This window comes from Telluria sp. ZT3P39, assembly GCF_059685935.1.
The window spans coordinates 92,834-111,791 of record NZ_JCASIH010000010.1; the positions used below are offsets into that span (position 1 = coordinate 92,834).

The 18,958-nt window shown below is 65.2% G+C and carries 15 protein-coding genes; 6 read left to right on the top strand and 9 right to left on the bottom strand.

Features of this window, described 5'->3' with window-relative positions; genetic code table 11:
* Positions 1 to 40 precede the first annotated feature (40 nt).
* The 4 genes from AC56LR_RS12190 to pgi all read right to left on the bottom strand — a co-directional run bounded on the left by AC56LR_RS12190 (position 41) and on the right by pgi (position 5,238).
* Positions 41 to 895: an SIS domain-containing protein gene (locus AC56LR_RS12190; RefSeq protein ID WP_497130631.1), complete on the bottom strand. Its 855-nt coding sequence runs from the start codon at positions 893 to 895 to the stop codon at positions 41 to 43.
* Positions 896 to 907: 12 nt separating this feature from the next.
* Positions 908 to 2,377 carry a glucose-6-phosphate dehydrogenase gene (gene zwf / locus AC56LR_RS12195; RefSeq protein ID WP_497130633.1) on the bottom strand — a complete coding sequence of 490 codons (1,470 nt, stop codon included), beginning with the start codon at positions 2,375 to 2,377 and terminating at the stop codon, positions 908 to 910.
* A gap of 301 nt (positions 2,378 to 2,678) precedes the next feature.
* Complete coding sequence (locus AC56LR_RS12200; RefSeq protein ID WP_497130634.1) at positions 2,679 to 3,575, bottom strand: SMP-30/gluconolactonase/LRE family protein; 897 nt, start codon at positions 3,573 to 3,575, stop codon at positions 2,679 to 2,681.
* 19 nt (positions 3,576 to 3,594) lie between these two features.
* Entirely contained in the window at positions 3,595 to 5,238 is a 1,644-nt protein-coding gene (gene pgi / locus AC56LR_RS12205; RefSeq protein WP_497130635.1) for a glucose-6-phosphate isomerase, read from the bottom strand.
* Between the two features lie 315 nt (positions 5,239 to 5,553).
* Between pgi and edd the strand changes: the two genes are divergently transcribed.
* The 3 genes from edd to AC56LR_RS12220 are packed head-to-tail and all read left to right on the top strand — an operon-like array spanning position 5,554 to position 8,645.
* Positions 5,554 to 7,473 carry a phosphogluconate dehydratase gene (gene edd, locus AC56LR_RS12210; RefSeq protein WP_497130637.1) on the top strand — a complete coding sequence of 640 codons (1,920 nt, stop codon included), beginning with the start codon at positions 5,554 to 5,556 and terminating at the stop codon, positions 7,471 to 7,473.
* Positions 7,470 to 8,093 (top strand): bifunctional 4-hydroxy-2-oxoglutarate aldolase/2-dehydro-3-deoxy-phosphogluconate aldolase, encoded by a 624-nt coding sequence (eda, locus tag AC56LR_RS12215; protein ID WP_497130638.1) that lies wholly within the window; start codon positions 7,470 to 7,472, stop codon positions 8,091 to 8,093. The genes edd and eda overlap by 4 nt, the downstream gene beginning before the upstream one ends.
* Before the next feature lie 6 nt (positions 8,094 to 8,099).
* The gene (locus AC56LR_RS12220) at positions 8,100 to 8,645 is read left to right on the top strand and encodes a Rhs element Vgr protein (protein ID WP_497130639.1); all 546 of its coding nucleotides are present in this window, start codon (positions 8,100 to 8,102) and stop codon (positions 8,643 to 8,645) included.
* Between the two features lie 45 nt (positions 8,646 to 8,690).
* Here AC56LR_RS12220 and AC56LR_RS12225 read toward each other — a convergent pair whose 3' ends face one another.
* The 3 genes from AC56LR_RS12225 to AC56LR_RS12235 are packed head-to-tail and all read right to left on the bottom strand — an operon-like array spanning position 8,691 to position 11,868.
* Positions 8,691 to 9,914, bottom strand: a complete 1,224-nt coding sequence (locus AC56LR_RS12225) for an ABC transporter permease (protein WP_497130641.1) — start codon at positions 9,912 to 9,914, stop codon at positions 8,691 to 8,693.
* Positions 9,911 to 10,648, bottom strand: coding sequence for an ABC transporter ATP-binding protein (locus AC56LR_RS12230; RefSeq protein WP_497130642.1), 738 nt, complete (start codon positions 10,646 to 10,648; stop codon positions 9,911 to 9,913). Before AC56LR_RS12230 ends, AC56LR_RS12225 begins: the two co-directional genes overlap by 4 nt.
* Positions 10,645 to 11,868: an efflux RND transporter periplasmic adaptor subunit gene (locus AC56LR_RS12235; protein ID WP_497130644.1), complete on the bottom strand. Its 1,224-nt coding sequence runs from the start codon at positions 11,866 to 11,868 to the stop codon at positions 10,645 to 10,647. Before AC56LR_RS12235 ends, AC56LR_RS12230 begins: the two co-directional genes overlap by 4 nt.
* Before the next feature lie 169 nt (positions 11,869 to 12,037).
* Here AC56LR_RS12235 and rpiA point away from each other — a divergent pair, with 169 nt between their 5' ends.
* Positions 12,038 to 12,715, top strand: coding sequence for a ribose-5-phosphate isomerase RpiA (gene rpiA, locus AC56LR_RS12240; protein ID WP_497130645.1), 678 nt, complete (start codon positions 12,038 to 12,040; stop codon positions 12,713 to 12,715).
* A gap of 21 nt (positions 12,716 to 12,736) precedes the next feature.
* Positions 12,737 to 13,081: a hypothetical protein gene (locus AC56LR_RS12245; RefSeq protein WP_497130647.1), complete on the top strand. Its 345-nt coding sequence runs from the start codon at positions 12,737 to 12,739 to the stop codon at positions 13,079 to 13,081.
* Between the two features lie 134 nt (positions 13,082 to 13,215).
* Here AC56LR_RS12245 and AC56LR_RS12250 read toward each other — a convergent pair whose 3' ends face one another.
* Together AC56LR_RS12250 and argA are read right to left on the bottom strand one after the other, a co-directional pair.
* On the bottom strand, positions 13,216 to 13,488 hold the full coding sequence (locus AC56LR_RS12250; RefSeq protein ID WP_497130648.1) for an oxidative damage protection protein: 273 nt from the start codon (positions 13,486 to 13,488) through the stop codon (positions 13,216 to 13,218).
* Between the two features lie 37 nt (positions 13,489 to 13,525).
* Positions 13,526 to 14,839 (bottom strand): amino-acid N-acetyltransferase, encoded by a 1,314-nt coding sequence (gene argA, locus AC56LR_RS12255; protein WP_497130650.1) that lies wholly within the window; start codon positions 14,837 to 14,839, stop codon positions 13,526 to 13,528.
* 55 nt (positions 14,840 to 14,894) lie between these two features.
* Here argA and hrpA point away from each other — a divergent pair, with 55 nt between their 5' ends.
* Positions 14,895 to 18,947, top strand: coding sequence for an ATP-dependent RNA helicase HrpA (gene hrpA, locus AC56LR_RS12260; RefSeq protein WP_497130652.1), 4,053 nt, complete (start codon positions 14,895 to 14,897; stop codon positions 18,945 to 18,947).
* Positions 18,948 to 18,958: the final 11 nt, after the last annotated feature.

Consider the following 18,958-nt stretch of genomic DNA (forward strand, 5'->3'; position numbering starts at 1 on the left):
ACCCAGGCCTGGGCCGGGGTCCAGGGTGAGCTTGACCGAATCAACCGATAAACGAATCGAACTGCATGTCGAATTCCTGCAGCGCCTTCTGCGCGTTCTGCATCTTCTTGCGGAATTCCGGCCCGCGCTGCAGGGCCAGGCCCACGGCCAGCACGTCGATCACCACCAGGTAGGCCAGGCGGGCCGAAATCGGCGTGTAGGGGTCGATCGCGAACACCAGGTCGATCGGGATGAACAGGGTCGCGATCTCCGCCAGCGGGGTCCCGGACGGCGCCAGCACGATCACGTCGGCGCCGCCGCGGCGGGCCAGCTTGGCCGAACGGGTCAGGGCCGGGTTGTTGCCGCGCTGCGAAATCGCCACCACCGCATCACCCTCGCGCAACAGCGCCGCCGCGATCGAATGGATGGCCGGGTCGGTATAGGCCACGGTCGGCACGCCCGAACGGAAGAACTTGTGCTGGGCGTCGCAGGCGACAAAGCCCGACGAGCCCTGGCCGTAGAACTCGATCTTGTTGGCGCGCGAGAGGATGTCGAGCGCCTTTTGCACCAGCTCCGGTTTCAGGTTGTTGCGCAGGTCGAGCAGGGTATTGATCGAGCGGCTGCAGATCTTGTTCACCAGGTCCGCCGCCAGGTCGTCCGGCGCCGGCTGCTCGTTCGCACCGGGCAGCGCCAGGGCCAGGCCCTGGGCGAGTTTCAGCTTGAACTCGTGCCAGCCGTCGTAGCCGAGGGTGCGGCAGAAACGCACCACGGTCGGCTCGGACACTTGCGCGTTCTTGGCCAGCGCGGTGATGTTCTGGCTCACCGTGTTCGACGGCGCGGCAAGCACTGCGAGCGCCACCTTGCGCTCGGATTTCGAGAGCGAGTCGAGCTGGGTGCGGATGGAATCGAGCAGCATGGCGGTCGAGCCTCAGTCTTCCGGCAGCACTTCTTCGCGCCACTGCAGGCCGTCGCGGCCGATCAGCGCGCTCGAGGCGGCAGGGCCCCAGGTGCCCGAGCTGTATGGCACCGGAGTGGAATCGTCCTGCTCCCAGTGTTCCAGGATCGGCTCGACCCATTCCCATGCCGCTTCCAGCTCGTCGCCGCGCATGAACAGGGTCAGCTGGCCGCGCAGCACGTCGACCAGCAGGCGTTCGTAGGCTTCCATGCGCGGGCTCTTGAACTGCTCGCGGAAGTCCAGCTCCAGCTCGGCCTGTTTCAGGCGCATGGAGTCCCCTGGGGTCTTGGCCATCAGGTTCATCGACAGGCCTTCGTCCGGCTGCAGGCGGATCACCAGGCTGTTGGGCTGGAAGCTCGAGGTCGGCTGGTTGAAGATCGAATGCGGGATCGGCTTGAAGCGCACCACGATCTCGGCCAGGCGGTCGGCCATGCGCTTGCCGGTACGCAGGTAGAAAGGCACGCCGGCCCAGCGCCAGGTGTCGATCTCGGCCTTCACGGACACGAAGGTCTCCGTTTTCGATTGTTTCGGCGCGCCCGGCTCGTCGCGGTAGCCCGGCACCGCCTGGCCATCGACATAGCCGCCGCGGTACTGGCCGCGCACGATGTTCTGCGCCAGCGTGGTCGGGGTGAAGCGTTTCAGCGAGCGCAGCACTTGCAGCTTGGCGTCGCGCACGGCGTCCGGCGAAATCGAGGTCGGCGGTTCCATCGCGACGATACACAGCAGCTGCAGCAGGTGGTTCTGCAGCATGTCGCGCAGGGCGCCCGAGGTGTCGTAATAACCCAGGCGGTTGCCCACGCCGATCTTCTCGGCGATGGTGATCTGCACGTCCGAAATCCATTCGCGGCGCCACAGCGGCTCGAACAGGATGTTCCCGAAGCGCAGGGCCAGCAGGTTCTGCACGGTCTCCTTGCCGAGGTAGTGGTCGATCCGGTAGATCTGCGATTCGGCGAAGACCTTGCCGACATCGAGGTTGATCTGCTTGGCCGAGGCCAGATCGCGCCCGAGCGGCTTTTCCAGCACCACGCGCGAATTCGGCGATACCAGGCCGGTTGCGGCCAGGTTGTCGCAGATGGTGGCGAACAGGTGGGGCGGGGTGGCCAGGTAGTAGACGCGGGTGAGCGAATCGTCGTGGCGCAATGCATCCACGAGCGGGCCATAGGTCGCCACGTCGGTGGCGTTGAGCGCCACGTAGACGATGCGCTTGAGGAAGCGCGCCCAGCTTTCCTCGTTGGGCGTGTCCTTGATGTGCTGCCTGGAGTTCGTCTCGACCATCTTCAGGAATTCTTCCTGGGTCGCTTCGTCGCGGCCGACACAGATGATGCGGGCGCTGTCGGGCAAGTCGTTGCAGACATCGCGCGAGTACATCGCAGGGAGCAGCTTGCGCATCGCAAGGTCGCCGCTGCCGCCGAAGAAAACGAGGTCGAAATCGGAAAGTGCCATAGGAATCTGGGGGAGAGTGAAGACTTGAATGTAAATTTACTACACGAATATCGTGTTAGCAAGAAAATATACTACGAAAACTGCTGTGTCGGACGGTGAACTGCCGCGCCTCGTAGGGTGGGCGGCTCCACCGTTTTGTCGGATCCGCCCGTGCAGCTGCGCCGCCCGCGCGGTGATAGTTCGCAGCAAGATCATCCGGCGCGAAAGCGGAGCCGTTAGCGATCACCGCGCGGGCGGCGCACACGTTTCAGGCGATTCCCAATGCAGGGTGGAGCCGCCCACCCTACGGGTAAAACGATCGTTAATGCTGGTATTCCGGTTCTTCCCGCCCCGCCACATCCACGCGAATCGACAGCACCTTCCCGCTGAGCGGGTAGGTCGCCAGCTCTTGCGCCGACCGGCCATGGCTCGCGCTGGTGATATACAGCGTGCGCAAATCCGAGCCGCCGAAGGCCACCGAGGTCGGGCAGCGCACCGGCAGCACGATCTCGCGCAGCACCGTCCCATCCGGCGCAATGCGCAGCACGCGGCCGCCTTCGAACATCGCCACCCAGTAGGCGCCTTCGCTGTCGACCGTCGCGCCGTCCGGACGGCCGCCGTAATCCGCGGCCGATTTATCCGTCGGGAAGGTCTTGATCGTGCGCCTATTCGACTGCACGCCGGTCGCCGGGTCGAAATCGTAGCAATCGACCCGGTGGGTCGTCGTATCGGCATGGAACATCGTGCGGCCGTCCAGGCTCCAGGCCAGGCCGTTCGAATTGGTCATGCCGCCCGCCCAGGCGCGGCGCAGCTGGCCGCGCTCGAGCACGTACATCTCGGCAGCCGGCTTGTCGCGCGGCTCGTACATGGTGCCGATCCAGAAGCGGCCCGCCGGGTCCACGCGGCCGTCGTTAAAGCGCACGATGGAGGTGTCGTAAGGCGCATCCGCGATCGGCGTCTCGGTGCCGCTGGTCGTGTTCAGGCAGATGAGGCCCTTGCGCGTGGCGACCATCAGGTTGTTGTCGCCATCGATGGCGAACGCCGAGGGCTCCGAGCCCATCTTCCACGAGCTGAACTTGCCGCTTGCCGGATGCACGCGGTTGACGGTCAAGCCGTTGATGTCGACCCAGTACAGGGCCGATTCGACCTCGTGCCAGGTTGCGGATTCGCCGACCAGCATCGGCGCGTCGTGCACCACTTCGAATTTATCGGTTGCCATGTAATCGTTCAGTTGGGGTTCAGACGGCGGCCTTCGCGCGGGCGATCAGGCCGTTGGTGGAACTGTCGTGCAGTTCGGGCTGTGGGTCGCCTGCCAGCTCGGCTTCGATCTTCTTGGCCAGCACCTTGCCCAGTTCAACGCCCCACTGGTCGAAGCTGTTGACATCCCAGAGCACGCCCTGCACGAAGGTCTTGTGCTCGTACAGCGCGATCAGGGCGCCCAGCGTGGCGGGCGTGAGCCGCTCCATCAGGATCGTATTGCTGGGGCGGTTGCCCGGGAAGGTCTTGTGCGGCGCCAGGCGCTCGATTTCGCTCAGGGGCAAGCCTTGCTGCTGCAGGTCGATCCGCACTTCGTCGAGGGTCTTGCCCTTCATGAAGGCTTCCGACTGTGCGAAGCAGTTCGCCAGCAGGGCCGTATGGTGGTTCTGCATCTCGTGCGCCGGACGCAGCGCGGCGATGAAATCGATCGGGGTCAGGTCGGTACCCTGGTGCAGCAGCTGGAAATAGGCGTGCTGGCCATTGGTGCCGGGTTCGCCCCAGATCGCCGGGCAGGTCGGGGTGTCGACCGGCTCGCCGTCGCGCGTGACGCGCTTGCCGTTGCTCTCCATGTCGAGCTGCTGCAAATAGGCGGGGAAGCGGTTCAGGTCCTGATGGTAGGGCGCGATCGTCACCGATGTGGCACCCAGGAACTGGCGGTTCCAGAAACCGACCAGCGCCAGGATCATCGGCAGGTTTTCCTCGACCGGCGCAGTGCGGAAGTGCTCGTCCAGCTCGTGCGCCCCAAGCAGGAAATCGGTGAAATAACCGAAGCCCACGGCCAGGGCCACCGGAAGGCCGATCGCCGACCACACCGAATAGCGCCCGCCGACCCAGTCCCAGAACGGGAACATGTTGGCCGGGTCGATGCCGAAGGTTTTGATGGCTTCCGTATTGGTCGAGACGGCGACGAAGTGCCGGGCCAGCGCCTCTTCGGGCGCGTTCTGCAGGAACCAGGCGCGCGCGGTCTGCGCGTTCATCATGGTCTCGGCGGTGGTGAAGGTCTTGGACGCGACGATGAAGAGCGTGGTTTCCGGATCGACCTGCATGAGCGCCGCATCCATGTCGTGGCCATCCACGTTCGACACGAAATGCATGCGCAGACGCGGATGGGCGTAGTGGCGCAGCGCCAGCACGACCATCTTCGGGCCCAGGTCCGAGCCGCCGATGCCGATGTTGACGACGTCCGTGATCGGCTTGCCGGTATGGCCCAGCCAGTCGCCGCTGCGCACCGCGTCGGTGAACAGCTTGACGCGCTCGAGCACCGCATGGACGTCGGCGTTCACGTCCTGGCCTTCGACCACGAGTTTCGCGCCGCGCGGTGCGCGCAGGGCGGTGTGCAGCACGGCGCGGTTTTCGGTGTTGTTGATCCGTTCGCCGGCAAACATCGCGTCGCGGCGCGCCTCCACGCCACGCTCGCGCAACAGCGCCGCCAGCAGTTCAAGCGTGCGCCCGTCGAGGCGATTTTTTGAATAGTCTAGGAACAGGCCGGCCGCTTCGCACGACAAGCGCTCGAAGCGCTGGGGATCGGCGGCGAACAGGCTGCGCATCTCCCAGTCTTCGGCCTCGATGGCGTGGGTTTCAAGGGCCTGGAAGCTGGAAGTAGAGGTCAGGGAAGGCTGGCGCATGGGGTCGGTGTCGATGGCACAATGTTGTCAATAGCAGATTAGCGAATAATACAATATGCGTGCGTAAATTCACTACACAAAAAGTGGTTGTGTTCGCATTGTGGTGTCGCGTCGCCAAGTACGCAGCGCAAATTCAGCCCAAATTCGTAGGGTGGGCGGGTCCCCCGCCCGCGCGGTGATAGATAGAAGATGAAGGGCCTAACGGGAAGCAGCACTGTGTTTTGAACGCGCGGTCGGGAGACCCGACCACCCTACCAAGCGTCTTCAATAAATATGTAGTAAAATTTCAGATACCAAATTTAAGAAGGAACGATCATGGCGCTGCACCCCGTAGTCGAGCAGGTAACCAAGCGGATCATCCAGCGTAGCCGCCCATCGCGCGCGGCTTACCTGGCGCATCTCGAAGCGGCCCGGATCCAGGGCGTGCAGCGCGGCGCGCTGTCGTGCACCAACCTGGCGCACGGCTTTGCCGCCTTCCCGGCCAACGACAAGCTCAAGCTGCGCGAATACAAGCAGCCGTCGGTCGCCATCGTGTCCTCGTACAACGACATGCTGTCGGCCCACCAGCCCTTCGAGTATTACCCGAAACTGATCAAGGACGCCGTGCGCGAGGTTGGCGCCGTGGCCCAGTTCGCGGGCGGCGTACCGGCCATGTGCGACGGCGTCACGCAAGGCCAGCCGGGCATGGAGCTGTCGCTGTTCTCGCGCGACACCATCGCCATGTCGACCGCCGTGGCGCTGTCGCACAATATGTTCGACGCTTCGCTGTATCTCGGCATCTGCGACAAGATCGTGCCGGGCCTGCTCATCGGCGCGCTGCACTTCGGCCACATCCCGGGCATCTTCGTGCCGGGCGGCCCGATGACCTCGGGCCTGTCGAACAAGGAAAAGGCGCGCGTGCGCCAGCTCTACGCGCAGGGCAAGGCCACCCGCGAAGAGCTGATGGAGTGCGAAGCCCAGTCCTACCACGACGCCGGCACCTGCACCTTCTACGGCACCGCCAACAGCAACCAGATGCTGATGGAGATGATGGGCCTGCACCTGCCGGGCGCCGCCTTCATCACGCCGGGCACGCCGCTGCGCGATGCACTGACCCGCGCCGCCGCGCGGCAGGCGGTCGCGATCTCCCAGCAGGGCAGCAACTACATGCCGATCGGCCGCATCGTGGACGAGAAAAGCATCGTCAACGCCATCGTCGCGCTGCACGCGACCGGCGGCTCGACCAACCACACGCTGCACCTGGTGGCGATCGCCCGCGCGGCCGGCATCGTGATCGACTGGAACGATTTCGACGAATTGTCGAAAGTGGTGCCTTCGCTGACCCGCATCTACCCGAACGGCGAAGCCGACGTGAACCACTTCCAGGCCGCCGGCGGCCCGGGCTTCGTGATCCGCGAACTGTTAGATGCCGGCCTGGCCCACGAGGACGTCAACACCATCCTCGGCCATGGCCTGCGCAATCACTGCAAGGAGCCCTTCCTGGGCGAGGACGGCAAGGTCGTGTGGCGCGACCTGCCGCAGCAAAGCGGCGACGACAGCGTGCTGCGCGCGGCATCGAACCCGTTCAGCGACAACGGCGGGATGGTGCTGGTGCAGGGTAACCTGGGCCGCGCCATCATGAAGATCTCGTCGGTCAAGAAGGAATACCACGTGGTCGAAGCGCCGGCGCTGACCTTCGACTCGCAGGAAGCCTTCATGCAGGCCTATAAAGACGGCCAGCTCAATCGCGACTTCGTGGCGGTCATCCGCTTCCAGGGCCCGCGCGCCAACGGCATGCCGGAACTGCACGCGCTGACCCCGGCGCTGTCGAACCTGCAGGACGCCGGCTTCAAGGTGGCGATGGTCACCGACGGCCGCATGTCGGGCGCGTCAGGCAAGGTGCCGGCGGCGATCCACGTCTCGCCCGAGATCCTTGCAGGCGGCCCGCTCGGCCTGGTGCGCGACGGTGACATGATCCGCGTCGACGCCACCACCGGCTCGTTCGCGGCACTGGTGCCGGACGAGGTCTGGGCTGCGCGCAGCATGGCGACCGCCGACCTGTCCAAGAGCCACATCGGCATGGGACGCGAGCTGTTCGCGATGTTCCGCAACGCCAGCACGCCGGCGGAGCAGGGCGCGGCGACCTTCCCGATGCCTTCGCCCATCCCGACCACCGTACCGCTGCACGAAGGCATCAACGCCGATGAAGTCGTGCCCGGTTCAGACGAAGACTTTCTCTTTAGGACGCAGAAATGACTTTACTTGAAATCATGCGCTCGGCGAGCGTCATCCCTGTCATCGCCATCGACGATCCGGAGCACGCCGTTCCGCTGGCCAAGGCCCTGGTGGCAGGCGGCATCCGCGTGCTCGAAGTGACGCTGCGCACCAGGCACGGCCTGGACGCGATCCGCGCCATGAGCCAGGTCGAAGGCGCCATCGTCGGCGTCGGCACCCTGACCCAGGCCGACGAATTCGCGGCCTCGCGCGACGCCGGCGCGGTGTTCGGCGTCTCGCCGGGCCTGACCCCGATGCTGATCGAGGCCGCGAAAAAAAGCGGCCTGCCGCTGCTGCCGGGCGTGATGACCCCCTCCGAAGTGATGGCGGCGCGCGAACAAGGGTTCAAGCAACTGAAGCTGTTCCCGGCCGTGCCGGCGGGCGGCGTCGGCATGCTCAATGCGATCGGCGGCCCGCTGCCGGACGTGACCTTCTGCCCGACCGGCGGCATCTCGATCGAGACCGCGCCGAAGTTCCTGGCCTGTAAGAACGTGGCCTGCGTCGGCGGCTCCTGGCTGACCCCGAAGGATCTGATGCTTGCTGGCGACTGGGCCGGGATCACCGAGCTGGCCAGGGCTGCGGCCGCACTGCGCGCTGCGTAAGGCTGTATGAAACGCCCGCGATCCCGTCCCCTCACCGAGGCCGAGATCGCGATGGCGTCGCTGCTGTTCGGCGACGCCATCGACTACCGGCGCGTGCGTATCCACGGCCGCCGCTACATGTTGCTGCAGCCGAAGAACTGCTGCATGACGCCCAACGGCAGCATGTACTTCCACCGCTCCTGCTTCCTGCCCGACTACACCCGCGCCGACCCCGGCGCCATTCACTGGTTCATGCACGAGATGGTGCACGTCTGGCAGCACCAGCTGGGCTATCCGGTGCGCCTGCGCGGGGCGGTCCGCATCGGGCTGTCCTACGACTACACCCTGCGCGAAGGCGCCAGCCTGGCGGACTACAACATGGAAGCGCAGGGGGATTTGCTGGCCGATTACTTCGTCCTCCGTTACCTGGCCAAGCCGCAGGCCATGCGCCAGCAGCGCTATCGCGACAGTTTGGGTTTGTATGAAACCGTGCTGGCGTCCTTCCTTGCTGACCCTCGCGGCCCATACAACCTGCATCGCGGGCCTTCACGCTGGCTGGCAAGGGGCGCATGAACGCGCACAGGGCAGTTTCAGGTACTTCATGGCCGAGTATCTTGCTTACTCATAGCGCAGGCAGTCAACTGGGAGCAATTTCGAAGCCCGCCGCGCCGGATAAAACCCAAAAAACACCCCCACCGCCGTCGCGAACCCGCAGGCCACCAGCACCCCCTGGAAAGTCAGGTAAACATCGAACTTCCCGGTCGACGTAATCGCCGCCGCCCCGCCCATCGCGATCGCCACGCCTACCAGGCCGCCGGCCACGCAGATCACCACCGACTCCGCCAGGAACTGCAGCAGCACGGCGCTCGGCCGCGCCCCGATCGCCATCCGGATGCCGATCTCGCGGGTACGCTCGGTGACCGACACCAGCATGATGTTCATGATCCCGATGCCGCCCACCAGCAGCGAGATGGCGCCGATCAGGCCGAGCAGCAGGGCGACGCCAGTGGTGATCTTGTTGGCGGTCTCCGCGAACGAGGCGATATTCTGTACGCGGAAATCGTCCGGATCGTCGAGGCGGATGCGGTGGCGGTCGCGCAGCGTTTCCTTGATGTCCTCGATCGCGTCGGTCAGCGCAATGTCGGGACGGCCTTGCGTCGCGATGTAGTGCACGTTTTGCGGGAAGGGCGTGCGGATCAGGTTTGCGCTGGCCGCGGTGATCGGCACCAGCACAAGTTCGGCCAGATCCGAGCCGTCGATCTGCTTGCCTTCGCCGGCAAGCACGCCAATCACCTGGAAGGCGACGTTCTCGATGCGGATGGTGCGCCCGAGCGGATCGGCTTTGTAGAAGAACTGGTCCGCCACTTTCTGGCCGATCACCACCATGCGCGCGGACGCGCGGATGTCGGCTTCGCTGAAGCTGTTGCCCTGGTCGAGCTTCCAGTTGCGGATCTTGAACATGGACGGGGTCACGCCCAGCACCATGCTGTTCGCGGTCTCGTTGCCGGCGCTGAGCTTGAAGCTGCCCTGCAGGGCAGGGGCTGCGGCGACCAGGCTGGGCAGCTTGTCCAGCGCGGCGGCGTCGGACAGCGATAGCGAAGGCACGGCGCCGGCACGGGCCCGCTGCGCGGCGGTGCGGTCGCCGCCCGGCATCACATAGAGCATGTTGGTGCCGAGCGCCTGCAGTTCCTTGCCGATGAAGCGCTGCATGCTGTCGCCGATCGCCAGCAGCAGCACCACCGAGGCGATGCCGATGATAATGCCCAGCATGGTGAGCGCCGTGCGCAGGCGGTTGGCCGCCATCGAGCGGAAGGATTCGATCAATACCTGGATGAAGTTCATGCCATCACCTCCGCGTGGGCGGCGTTCAGGGCGCGCAAGCCCTCGGGGGCCGGGCCGTCATACAGCACGCGCCCGTCCTTCAGGCGCACCAGGCGGCGGCTGTAGGCGGCGACGTCCGGTTCGTGGGTGACCAGCACGATGGTGATGCCGCGTTCCTTGTTCAGTTGCCGGAAGCTCGACATGATGTCGTCGCTGGTTTGCGTATCGAGGTTGCCGGTCGGTTCATCGGCCAGCAGCATCGGCGGGTCGGTGGCGAGGGCGCGCGCGATCGCCACGCGCTGCTGCTGCCCGCCCGAGAGCTGGCTCGGGGTGCGCCTGGCCAGGCCGCCCAGGCCGACGCGCTCGAGTTCGAGCTCGGCACGCGCACGCGCCTTGCTGCGGCTCACGCCCGCATAGATCAACGGCAGCGCCACGTTCTCGGCCACGTTCATCCGCTTGATCAGGTTAAAGCTCTGGAACACGAAGCCGATGCTGCGGTTGCGGATGTCGGCCAGTTGCGCGCGCGACAGCGAGCGGGTATCGACGCCGTCCAGAAAATAGCTGCCGCCGGTGGCCTGGTCCAGGCAGCCGAGGATGTTCATCAGGGTCGACTTGCCGGAACCCGACTGGCCCATGACGGAGACGAAGTCGCCGCGCATGACCTGCATGTCGATCCCGTACAGCACCTGGGTGTCGACGCTGCCGCTGGTATAGGTCTTGGTGACGCCGCGAATGTCAATCAAGGGCGCGGTCAAAGATCGTCCTCCTGCTGCTGCACCAGCGAGCGCGTGACGATGCGGTCGCCCGTCTTCAGGCCGCCACCCACTACCTCGGTATAGCGGAAGTTCGACAGGCCGGCGCGGATGTCGACGGGCTGCGGCTGGTTCTTCGCGTCGAGCCGGTAGACCTTGAACATGCGCGCGGTCTCGTTTGGGCTGCGGAAGGCCAAGTCGTCGTCCGGCACGGATGCCGGCGCCAGGGCCACCGTCTTGACTGCGCCCTTGTTGTTTTCCTTTTCCAGCTTGCGCTGCTTTTCCAGTTCTTCCTCGGGCAGGGTGAAGCGCAGGGCGGTGGTCGGAATGCGCATCACGTTGGCGCGGTTGGCCACGACCAGGCGCACCTGGGCGGTCATGCCGGGTTTGAGCATCTCGTCCTTGTTGTCGACGTCCAGCACCACGTTATAGGTGACGACGTTCTGCACCACGTTGGCGGCCAGGCGGAACTGGCGCATGGTCGCGTGGAATTCGCGGTCCGGGTAGGCGTCGACCACGAAGCGGGCCGGCAAGCCGTCCTTCAGGGCGCCGACGTCGGCTTCCGAGACGCTGGTATCGATCTGCATCTTGGTCAGGTCGCGCGCGATCTGGAACAGGTTCGGCGTGGTGAACGAGGCCGCCACGGTCTGGCCCAGGTCGATGGTGCGCTTGATGATGACACCCTCGATCGGCGAGCGGATCACGCTGTTGTTCAGGTCCGCCTGGGCGCGCTCGAGCTGGGCTTGCGCGAGCTGGATGTTCGCCTTGGCGACGTCGAGCTCACGGCGGGTCTGGTCGAGCGCGACGCTGGAGACGAAGCTGCGGCTCACCAGCTGCTCGTTGCGCTGGAAGTTGGCCTGCGCCAGCCGCTGCGAAGCCTGGGCCGAGGCCAGGCTGGCCTGGGCCTGGCGCACCTGGGCGTTGAAGATGGTGGGGTCGAGCTTGAGCAGCACCTGGCCTTTGGTCACGCGATCGTTGAAGTCGACGTTCAGTTCGACCACGGTGCCCGACACCTGGGAGCCGACGTTGACCAGCGCGACCGGGTTGATGGTGCCGGTGGCAGTCACGGTCTGGTTGATGCTGCCCATGTCCACCGCCGTGAACCGGTATTTCGGCGGCGGCACGACGGCCTCGCCCTTCGGACCCAGCCAGGCATAGGCCGCGCCGGCCACTACGATCAGTCCGGCTGCAAGCGCCACGCGTTTTTTGGTAAACATTTTCATCGAAGGGTCCGTTAAGCCAGCAGGGAAATATCCAGTTTGATGCAGTGATGCAATCATTGCAATGCATGGTGCATCGACCGGCAAGCTGGTGGGATGAAACGACGTTTTCGCGGTATGGACGGTGCGATCCGCTAAAATGGCGTCTTTCTTCTCTCACCTCAAAAGCATCATGACCCAGGACGAACTCAAGCAGGAAGTAGCCCGCGCCGCCATCCAATACGTGGTGGAAGGCGAGATCATCGGCGTCGGCACCGGCTCGACCGCCAACTTCTTCATCGACGAGCTGGCGAAAATCAAGGACCGCATCAAGGGCACCGTGGCCTCGAGCGAAGCGACCGCGGCGCGCCTGCGCGGCCATGGCATTCCGGTGTTCGACCTGAACGACGTGACCTCGATGGCCGTCTACATCGACGGCGCCGACGAGATCACCGCCAGCGGCGCGATGATCAAGGGCGGTGGCGCGGCCCTGACGCGCGAGAAGATCGTGGCTTCGGTAGCGAAGAAATTCGTCTGCATCGCCGATGGCTCGAAGCTGGTCGAGACCCTGGGCAAATTCCCGCTGCCGGTCGAAGTCATCCCGATGGCGCGTGCTTCCGTGATGCGCAAGCTGGCGGAACTCGGCGGCGAGCCGCGCCTGCGCCTCAAGCCGGGCAGCCCTGATGCCTTCATTACCGACAATGGCGGTGAGCTGATCGACGTGGTCGGCCTGTCGATTCAAGACCCGGTGGCGCTGGAAGAGAGAATCAACCAGATCGTCGGCGTGATCGCGGTCGGCCTATTCGCCAAGGCGGGCGCGGACGTCTGCCTGCTCGGCACTGCCGAAGGCGTGAAGACCCTGACTTTCTAAGTCTTACCCGGAGATCGCACGATGAAGCATGCGCTGGCGCTGGTAGCGGTATCGACAGCCGTGTTGTTGAGCGGCTGTTCCCTGTTCAGGACCAAGATGCAGCCGGCGCCGGTGGCGGTGGCGGCTGCAAGGCCGGCCGCGCCGGCGCTGCTTGATGCGAATGGTGCGCCGATCGAGCGGGTGCCGTTCCGTACCGGCGTGTCGTCGGCGACCGTCGAGAAGATGGCGAAGGCGCAGGGCTGCAACGGCGGGCAGGGCGCGGGGCTGATGACGGAGGCGGGGCCGGTGGAGGTTTACCGGATGCGCTGCGAGAATGGAAAAGTGTTTACGGCGCGTTGCGAGTTGAGGCAGTGCGTGAAGATGTAATTGCGTGTGAATGCCGTAGGGTGGGCGGCTTCGCCGCCCGCGCGTTCAAATCACGGCTGAATTATCGTCGCGGCTGATCATCAACTGGTTGAACGCGCGGGCGAGAGACTCGCCCACCCTACGAAAAACGACAATCAGGCCGTCGGCGGCACGTAACCCACCGCCGCATCGGCGCCGTCGCCGAAGAAGTGCTTCTCCATCTGCGCCGCCAGGTATTTGCGCGCGCGGTCGTCGGCCAGGTTCAGGCGGTTCTCGTTGATCAGCATGGTCTGGTGCTTGAGCCAGGCCTGCCAGGCTTCTTTCGACACCGACAGGTAGAGCTTCTTGCCCATTTCGCCTGGGACCGGCGGGAAGTCCAGGCCTTCGGCTTCCTTGTTCAGTTTGATGCATTGGACGGTGCGGGCCATCGTGTACTCCTGTTTTGCGTTTGGTGTGAAACCAGCATTATAAGGTCTTGATCAAGACCTGTGACCGGCGCTGCCAGTTGTACATGTGCTGGCGGTCCTTCGGCAGGTCGTCCACCGAGGCCGGCACGAAGCCGCGCTTCTTGAACCAGTGCGACGTGCGGGTGGTCAGCACGAACAGCTTGGTCAGGCCGGCGGCCCGGGCGCGGTTTTCCATGTGTTTCAGGATGCGTTCGCCGTCGCCCTGGGTCTGGGCTTCCTGGCTCACGGTCAGGCAGGCCATCTCGCCCATCTTCGATTCCGGGAACGGATACAGCGCGGCGCAACCGAAGATCACGCCGTCGTGGTCGATCACCGAGAACTGGTCGATTTCGCGCTCGATCAGCTCGCGGCCCCGATACACCAGGGTGCCGTCGGCCTCTAACGGCTCGATGAGCTTGATAATTCCGCCGACGTCCTCAATTGTGGCCTGGCGCAGGCTTTCCAGGTTCTCGTGGCTGATCATGGTGCCGACGCCGTCGTGGGTGAACAGCTCGAGCAGGGCCGAACCATCCATCTCGAACGGCACCACATGCACGCGGTCCACGCCGCTGTTGCAGGCTTTTACCGCATGCTGCAGGTAGAAAGCGGCGTCCGGCGGCAGGAAACCCGCCTGCAGCACGGCTTCGGCCTGGTGCGAGGACAGCTCGCGGATCTCGGTGCCGGCGGCATCGATCATCATCGGGGTTTCGGTGATAAAGATCAGCTTGTCGGCATGCAGGGCGATCGCGGTCGATGCGGCCACGTCTTCCATGGTCAGGTTGAAAATCTCGCCGGTGGGCGAGAAGCCCAGCGGCGAGAGCAACACCAGGCTGTCCTCGGTCGTGAGAATAGGGTGGATCTTTTCGGCCGCGATCTTGCGGGTCACGCCGGTGAGTTCGAAGTCGACGCCGTCGATCACGCCAAGCGGGCGCGCCACGACGAAGTTGCCCGATACGATGCTGATCTGGGCGTGCGACATCGGGGTGTTCGGCAAGCCCTGGCTGAAGGCGGCTTCGATGTCGAGGCGCAGCTCGCCGGCGGCTTCCTTCGCGCATTCGAGCGCGGCGGTGTCGGTGATGCGCACGCCGTTGTGGAAGCGGCCCTCGACATTGCGCAGGCCAAGCTGTTCGGCCACCTGCGGACGCGAACCGTGCACCAGCACGACGCGGATGCCGAGCGCCACCAGCAGGGACAGGTCTTGCGCCAGCACCGGCAGGGCGCCGGAGGCGACCAGCTCACCCGGGAATGCAACAACGAAGGTCTTGCCGCCAAAGGCGTGAATGTACGGCGCGACAGAGCGCAGCCACTGGACGAATTGGGTAGGATTTTCCATTTGCCGCATTATAATTCGCTGCGCGACGTGCGCACCAAATACCTTGTAAAAACTAATGTCTGAACAGAGTAACAAGCCTTCGCCCCCACCGGCGCGCGCCGCTTCCCAGAATCCTTCCGCTACCGAGCCGCGCAAGCCGCGCCCGGCGGGCGAAGCGCGTGCGCAGCGTCCGCGTGGCGAAGCCGGGCCGCGTCCGGAAAAAGGCGAGCGCCCCGCACCATTTCGCACGCCGCTGCCGCCGATCGTCTACCCGGAAGACCTGCCGGTATCAAGCCGCCGCGCCGAAATCGCCAAGGCGATTTCAGAGAACCAGGTGGTCATCGTCTCGGGCGAAACCGGCTCGGGCAAGACCACCCAGCTCCCGAAGATCTGCCTGGAGCTGGGCCGCGGCCAGAAGGGCCTGATCGGCCACACCCAGCCACGCCGTATCGCGGCATCGAGCACCGCCAAGCGCATCGCGCAGGAACTGAGCTCACCACTGGGCGAGCACGTGGGCTTCAAGGTGCGCTTCACCGACACGCTGCAGCGCGGCGCCTCGGTCAAGCTGATGACCGACGGTATCCTGCTGGCCGAAACCCAGACCGACCCGCTGCTGCGCAACTACGACACGATCATCATCGACGAGGCGCACGAACGCAGCCTGAACATCGATTTCCTGCTCGGCTACCTCAAGCAATTGCTGCCGCGCCGGCCGGACCTGAAGATCATCATCACTTCGGCGACCATCGATGCCGACCGCTTCTCGCGCCATTTCGGCACGCCGGGCAAACCGGCGCCCGTGATCGAGGTGTCGGGCCGCCTGTACAAGGTGGAAGTGCGCTACCGCCCGGTGGACCGCGATCCCGTGACGGCCACCAATGCCAGGCCGGGCGAGCCGCCACCAAAAGCCCAGGCGGCGCGCGACAAGCGCGACCTGATGGAAGCCGTGGTCGACGCGGTCGATGAGCTGTGCCGCATCGGCTCGGGCGACGTGCTGGTGTTCCTGCCGGGCGAACGCGAGATCCGCGATTGCGCCGAAGCGCTGCGCAAGCACCATCCGCCGCATGTCGAGATCCTGCCCCTGTTCGCGCGCCTCTCGGTTGAAGAGCAGGACCGCGTGTTCAAGACCTCCAATGCGCGCCGCGTCGTGCTGGCCACCAACGTGGCCGAGACCTCGCTGACGGTTCCGGGCATCCGCTACGTGGTCGACACGGGCCTGGCGCGCGTGAAGCGCTACAGCTTCCGCAACAAGGTCGAGCAGCTGCAGGTCGAGCCGGTGGCGCAATCCTCGGCCAACCAGCGCGCCGGCCGTTGCGGCCGCGTTGCCGACGGCGTCTGCATCCGCCTGTACGAAGAAGACGATTTCAACAAGCGGCCGAAATTCGCCGACCCCGAGATCCTGCGCTCGTCGCTGGCATCGGTCATCCTGCGCATGAAGTCGCTGCACCTGGCGGACGTCGAGACTTTCCCCTTCATCGAGCCGCCGCAGGGCCGCGCAATCGCGGACGGCTACCAGCTCTTGCAGGAAGTCGGCGCCGTCGACGAACTGAACGACCTGACCCCGCTGGGCATGAAGCTGGCCAAGCTGCCGCTCGACCCGCGCGTGGGCCGCATGATCCTGGCCGCGGTCGACAACGACTGCCTCACCGAGATGCTGATCGTGGCATCGGCGCTGTCCACGCAAGATCCGCGCGACCGCCCGATCGAATACCAGCAGCAGGCCGACGAGAAGCACAAGAAGTTCGCCGATGAAAAATCGGAGTTCCTCAGCTACCTGAAGATCTGGGCCTGGTTCGAGGATGCGATCGAGCACAAGAAGACCAACCGCCAGCTGCAGGAGAACTGCCGCGCCAACTTCCTGTCGCAGCTGCGCCTGCGCGAGTGGCGCGACGTGCATTCGCAGTTGCTGACGGTGGCGCGGGAGCAGGGCTGGCGACTGAACTCGGCGCCGGCGACGTATGACCAGCTGCACCTGGCGCTGCTCACCGGCCTGCTCGGCAACATCGGTTTCAAGGCCGAGGACGAGCCGGTGTTCCTGGGCGCGCGCGGGATCAAGTTCCATATCTGGCCGGGTTCCTACTTGGCCAAGAAGCCGGGACGCTGGGTGATGGCGGCCGAACTGGTCGAGACCACGCGCCTGTACGCGCGCACCATCGCGCAGATCCAGCCCGAATGGGTGGAGAAGGTGGGCGCCCACCTGCTGAAAAAATCCTGGGGCGAGCCGCGTTGGGAAAAGCGCCAGGCGCAAGTGACGGCGCTCGAGCGCGCGACGATGTACGGCATCGTCATCTACAACAACCGCCGCATCAACTACAGCCAGTACAACCCGAGCGAAGCCCGCGAGATCTTCATCCGCGACGCCCTGGTCGCGGGCGACTACGAGACCCGCGCACCCTTCTTCGCCCACAACCACAAGCTGGTACGGGAGATCGAAAACCTCGAGCACAAGTCGCGCCGCCTGGACGTGCTGGTGGACGAGCAGCTGATCGCGGCCTTCTACGACAAGGAGATCCCGCAGACGGTCGTGAATGGCGCCGGCTTCGAGAAGTGGTACAAGGACGCCTCGCGCGAGAACCCCAGGCTGCTCTATTTGATCCGCGAAGAACTGATGCGGCACGAGGCGGCCGGCGTCACCACCGACCTGTTCCCCAAGACGATGAACGTCACCGGCATCGAGATGGGGCTGAGCTACCATTTCGAGCCGGGCAGCCTGCGCGATGGCGTGACCCTCGCCGTGCCGCTGTTCGCGCTGAACCAGATCCCGCAAGAGCGGGCGGGCTGGCTGGTGCCGGGCATGCTCAAGGAGAAGGTGCACCTGATGCTCAAATCGCTGCCGCAGAAGCTGCGCCGCCACTGCGTGCCGCTGCCGGACTACGCGGCGAAGTTTGTCGAGCGCATCGACCGCGCCGGCAGCTTTGGCCGGGGCGACCTGGTGGACGTGCTGATTGCGGACGTGCGCGAACAGACCGGCGTGAACGTGCTGACCGGCGACTTCAAGCTTGAGACGCTGCCGGTGCACCTGTCGATGAATTTCAAAGTGATCGACGAGCACGGGCGCCAGCTCGACATGGGCCGCAACCTGGCGACGCTGCAGGCGGAGCTGGGTGGCCAGGCGCGCCAGAGCTTCCAGAAGCTGGCCGAAGCCACGCCCTCGGCCGCGCCGGCGCGCTTGCAGCCTGCCGTACCAGTGGCGGCAAAAGGGAAGGGCGGCGCCGGGCCGGTGACGAAGCCATCGGCTGCCGCGGCTGCACCGGCACCTGCCGCGCCCGCGGGCGCGAGCCAGCACACCGGCTTGACCACCTGGAGCTTCGGCGAGCTGCCGGAACTGCTGGAGATCACCCAGGGCAAGCTGACGCTGATCGGCTTCCCGGCGCTGGTGGACAAGCTCACGCACTGCGACCTGGAAGTCTTCGACGACCCGAACGTGGCGGCGCGCACCCACCGCGTCGGCCTGCGCCGCCTGTTCATGCTGCAGTTGAAGGAGCAGCTCAAGTTCGCCGAGAAGAACATCCCCGGGCTGCAGAACATGGGCATGCAGTTCATGAGCGTGGGCTCGCAGGAAGACCTGCGCGACCAGATCATCGCCAAGGCGGTCGACATCGCCTGCCTGCAGGATCCGCTGCCCATCAATGCGGCCGCGTTCAACAAGCGCCGGGACGAGGGCAAGGCCCGCATCGGGCTCCTGATCAACGAAACGGCGCGGCTGGTGGGGTCGGTGCTGGCGGAATTCCACGGCATGCCCAAGCGCATCCAGAGCTTGCCCGCGGCGGTGGCGGCCGACATCCAGGCCCAGTTGCAGGGGCTGATCCACAAGCGCTTCATCGCGGACAACGAGTACAGCCAGCTGGCCCACTTCCCGCGCTACCTGAAGGCGATCAACGTGCGGCTGGAAAAGCTGCGCGGCAATCCGTCGCGCGACGCGCAGCTGATGGCCGAATGGCAGAGCGCCGCCAGCCAGTTCCAGCGCACGCTCAAGAACCTCTCCAGCAAGAACAACGACCCGCGCATGCTGGAATTCCGCTGGATGCTGGAGGAACTCAGGGTGTCGCTGTTTGCGCAGGAGCTCAGGACGCCGATGCCGGTGTCGGCCAAGCGGCTGCAGAAGGTGTGGGAATCGATGATCAGATGATCATCGTAGGG

What these genes read in the sequence shown, in the direction of transcription:
- AC56LR_RS12225 (WP_497130641.1), bottom strand. Translation starts at nt 9,914, where the DNA reads ATGAACTTCATCCAGGTATTGATCGAATCCTTCCGCTCGATGGCGGCC.
- AC56LR_RS12200 (WP_497130634.1), bottom strand. Translation starts at nt 3,575, where the DNA reads ATGGCAACCGATAAATTCGAAGTGGTGCACGACGCGCCGATGCTGGTC.
- rpiA (WP_497130645.1), top strand. Translation starts at nt 12,038, where the DNA reads ATGACCCAGGACGAACTCAAGCAGGAAGTAGCCCGCGCCGCCATCCAA.
- eda (WP_497130638.1), top strand. Translation starts at nt 7,470, where the DNA reads ATGACTTTACTTGAAATCATGCGCTCGGCGAGCGTCATCCCTGTCATC.
- argA (WP_497130650.1), bottom strand. Translation starts at nt 14,839, where the DNA reads ATGGAAAATCCTACCCAATTCGTCCAGTGGCTGCGCTCTGTCGCGCCG.
- AC56LR_RS12250 (WP_497130648.1), bottom strand. Translation starts at nt 13,488, where the DNA reads ATGGCCCGCACCGTCCAATGCATCAAACTGAACAAGGAAGCCGAAGGC.
- AC56LR_RS12235 (WP_497130644.1), bottom strand. Translation starts at nt 11,868, where the DNA reads ATGAAAATGTTTACCAAAAAACGCGTGGCGCTTGCAGCCGGACTGATC.
- AC56LR_RS12190 (WP_497130631.1), bottom strand. Translation starts at nt 895, where the DNA reads ATGCTGCTCGATTCCATCCGCACCCAGCTCGACTCGCTCTCGAAATCC.
- zwf (WP_497130633.1), bottom strand. Translation starts at nt 2,377, where the DNA reads ATGGCACTTTCCGATTTCGACCTCGTTTTCTTCGGCGGCAGCGGCGAC.
- hrpA (WP_497130652.1), top strand. Translation starts at nt 14,895, where the DNA reads ATGTCTGAACAGAGTAACAAGCCTTCGCCCCCACCGGCGCGCGCCGCT.
- pgi (WP_497130635.1), bottom strand. Translation starts at nt 5,238, where the DNA reads ATGCGCCAGCCTTCCCTGACCTCTACTTCCAGCTTCCAGGCCCTTGAA.
- edd (WP_497130637.1), top strand. Translation starts at nt 5,554, where the DNA reads ATGGCGCTGCACCCCGTAGTCGAGCAGGTAACCAAGCGGATCATCCAG.
- AC56LR_RS12220 (WP_497130639.1), top strand. Translation starts at nt 8,100, where the DNA reads ATGAAACGCCCGCGATCCCGTCCCCTCACCGAGGCCGAGATCGCGATG.
- AC56LR_RS12245 (WP_497130647.1), top strand. Translation starts at nt 12,737, where the DNA reads ATGAAGCATGCGCTGGCGCTGGTAGCGGTATCGACAGCCGTGTTGTTG.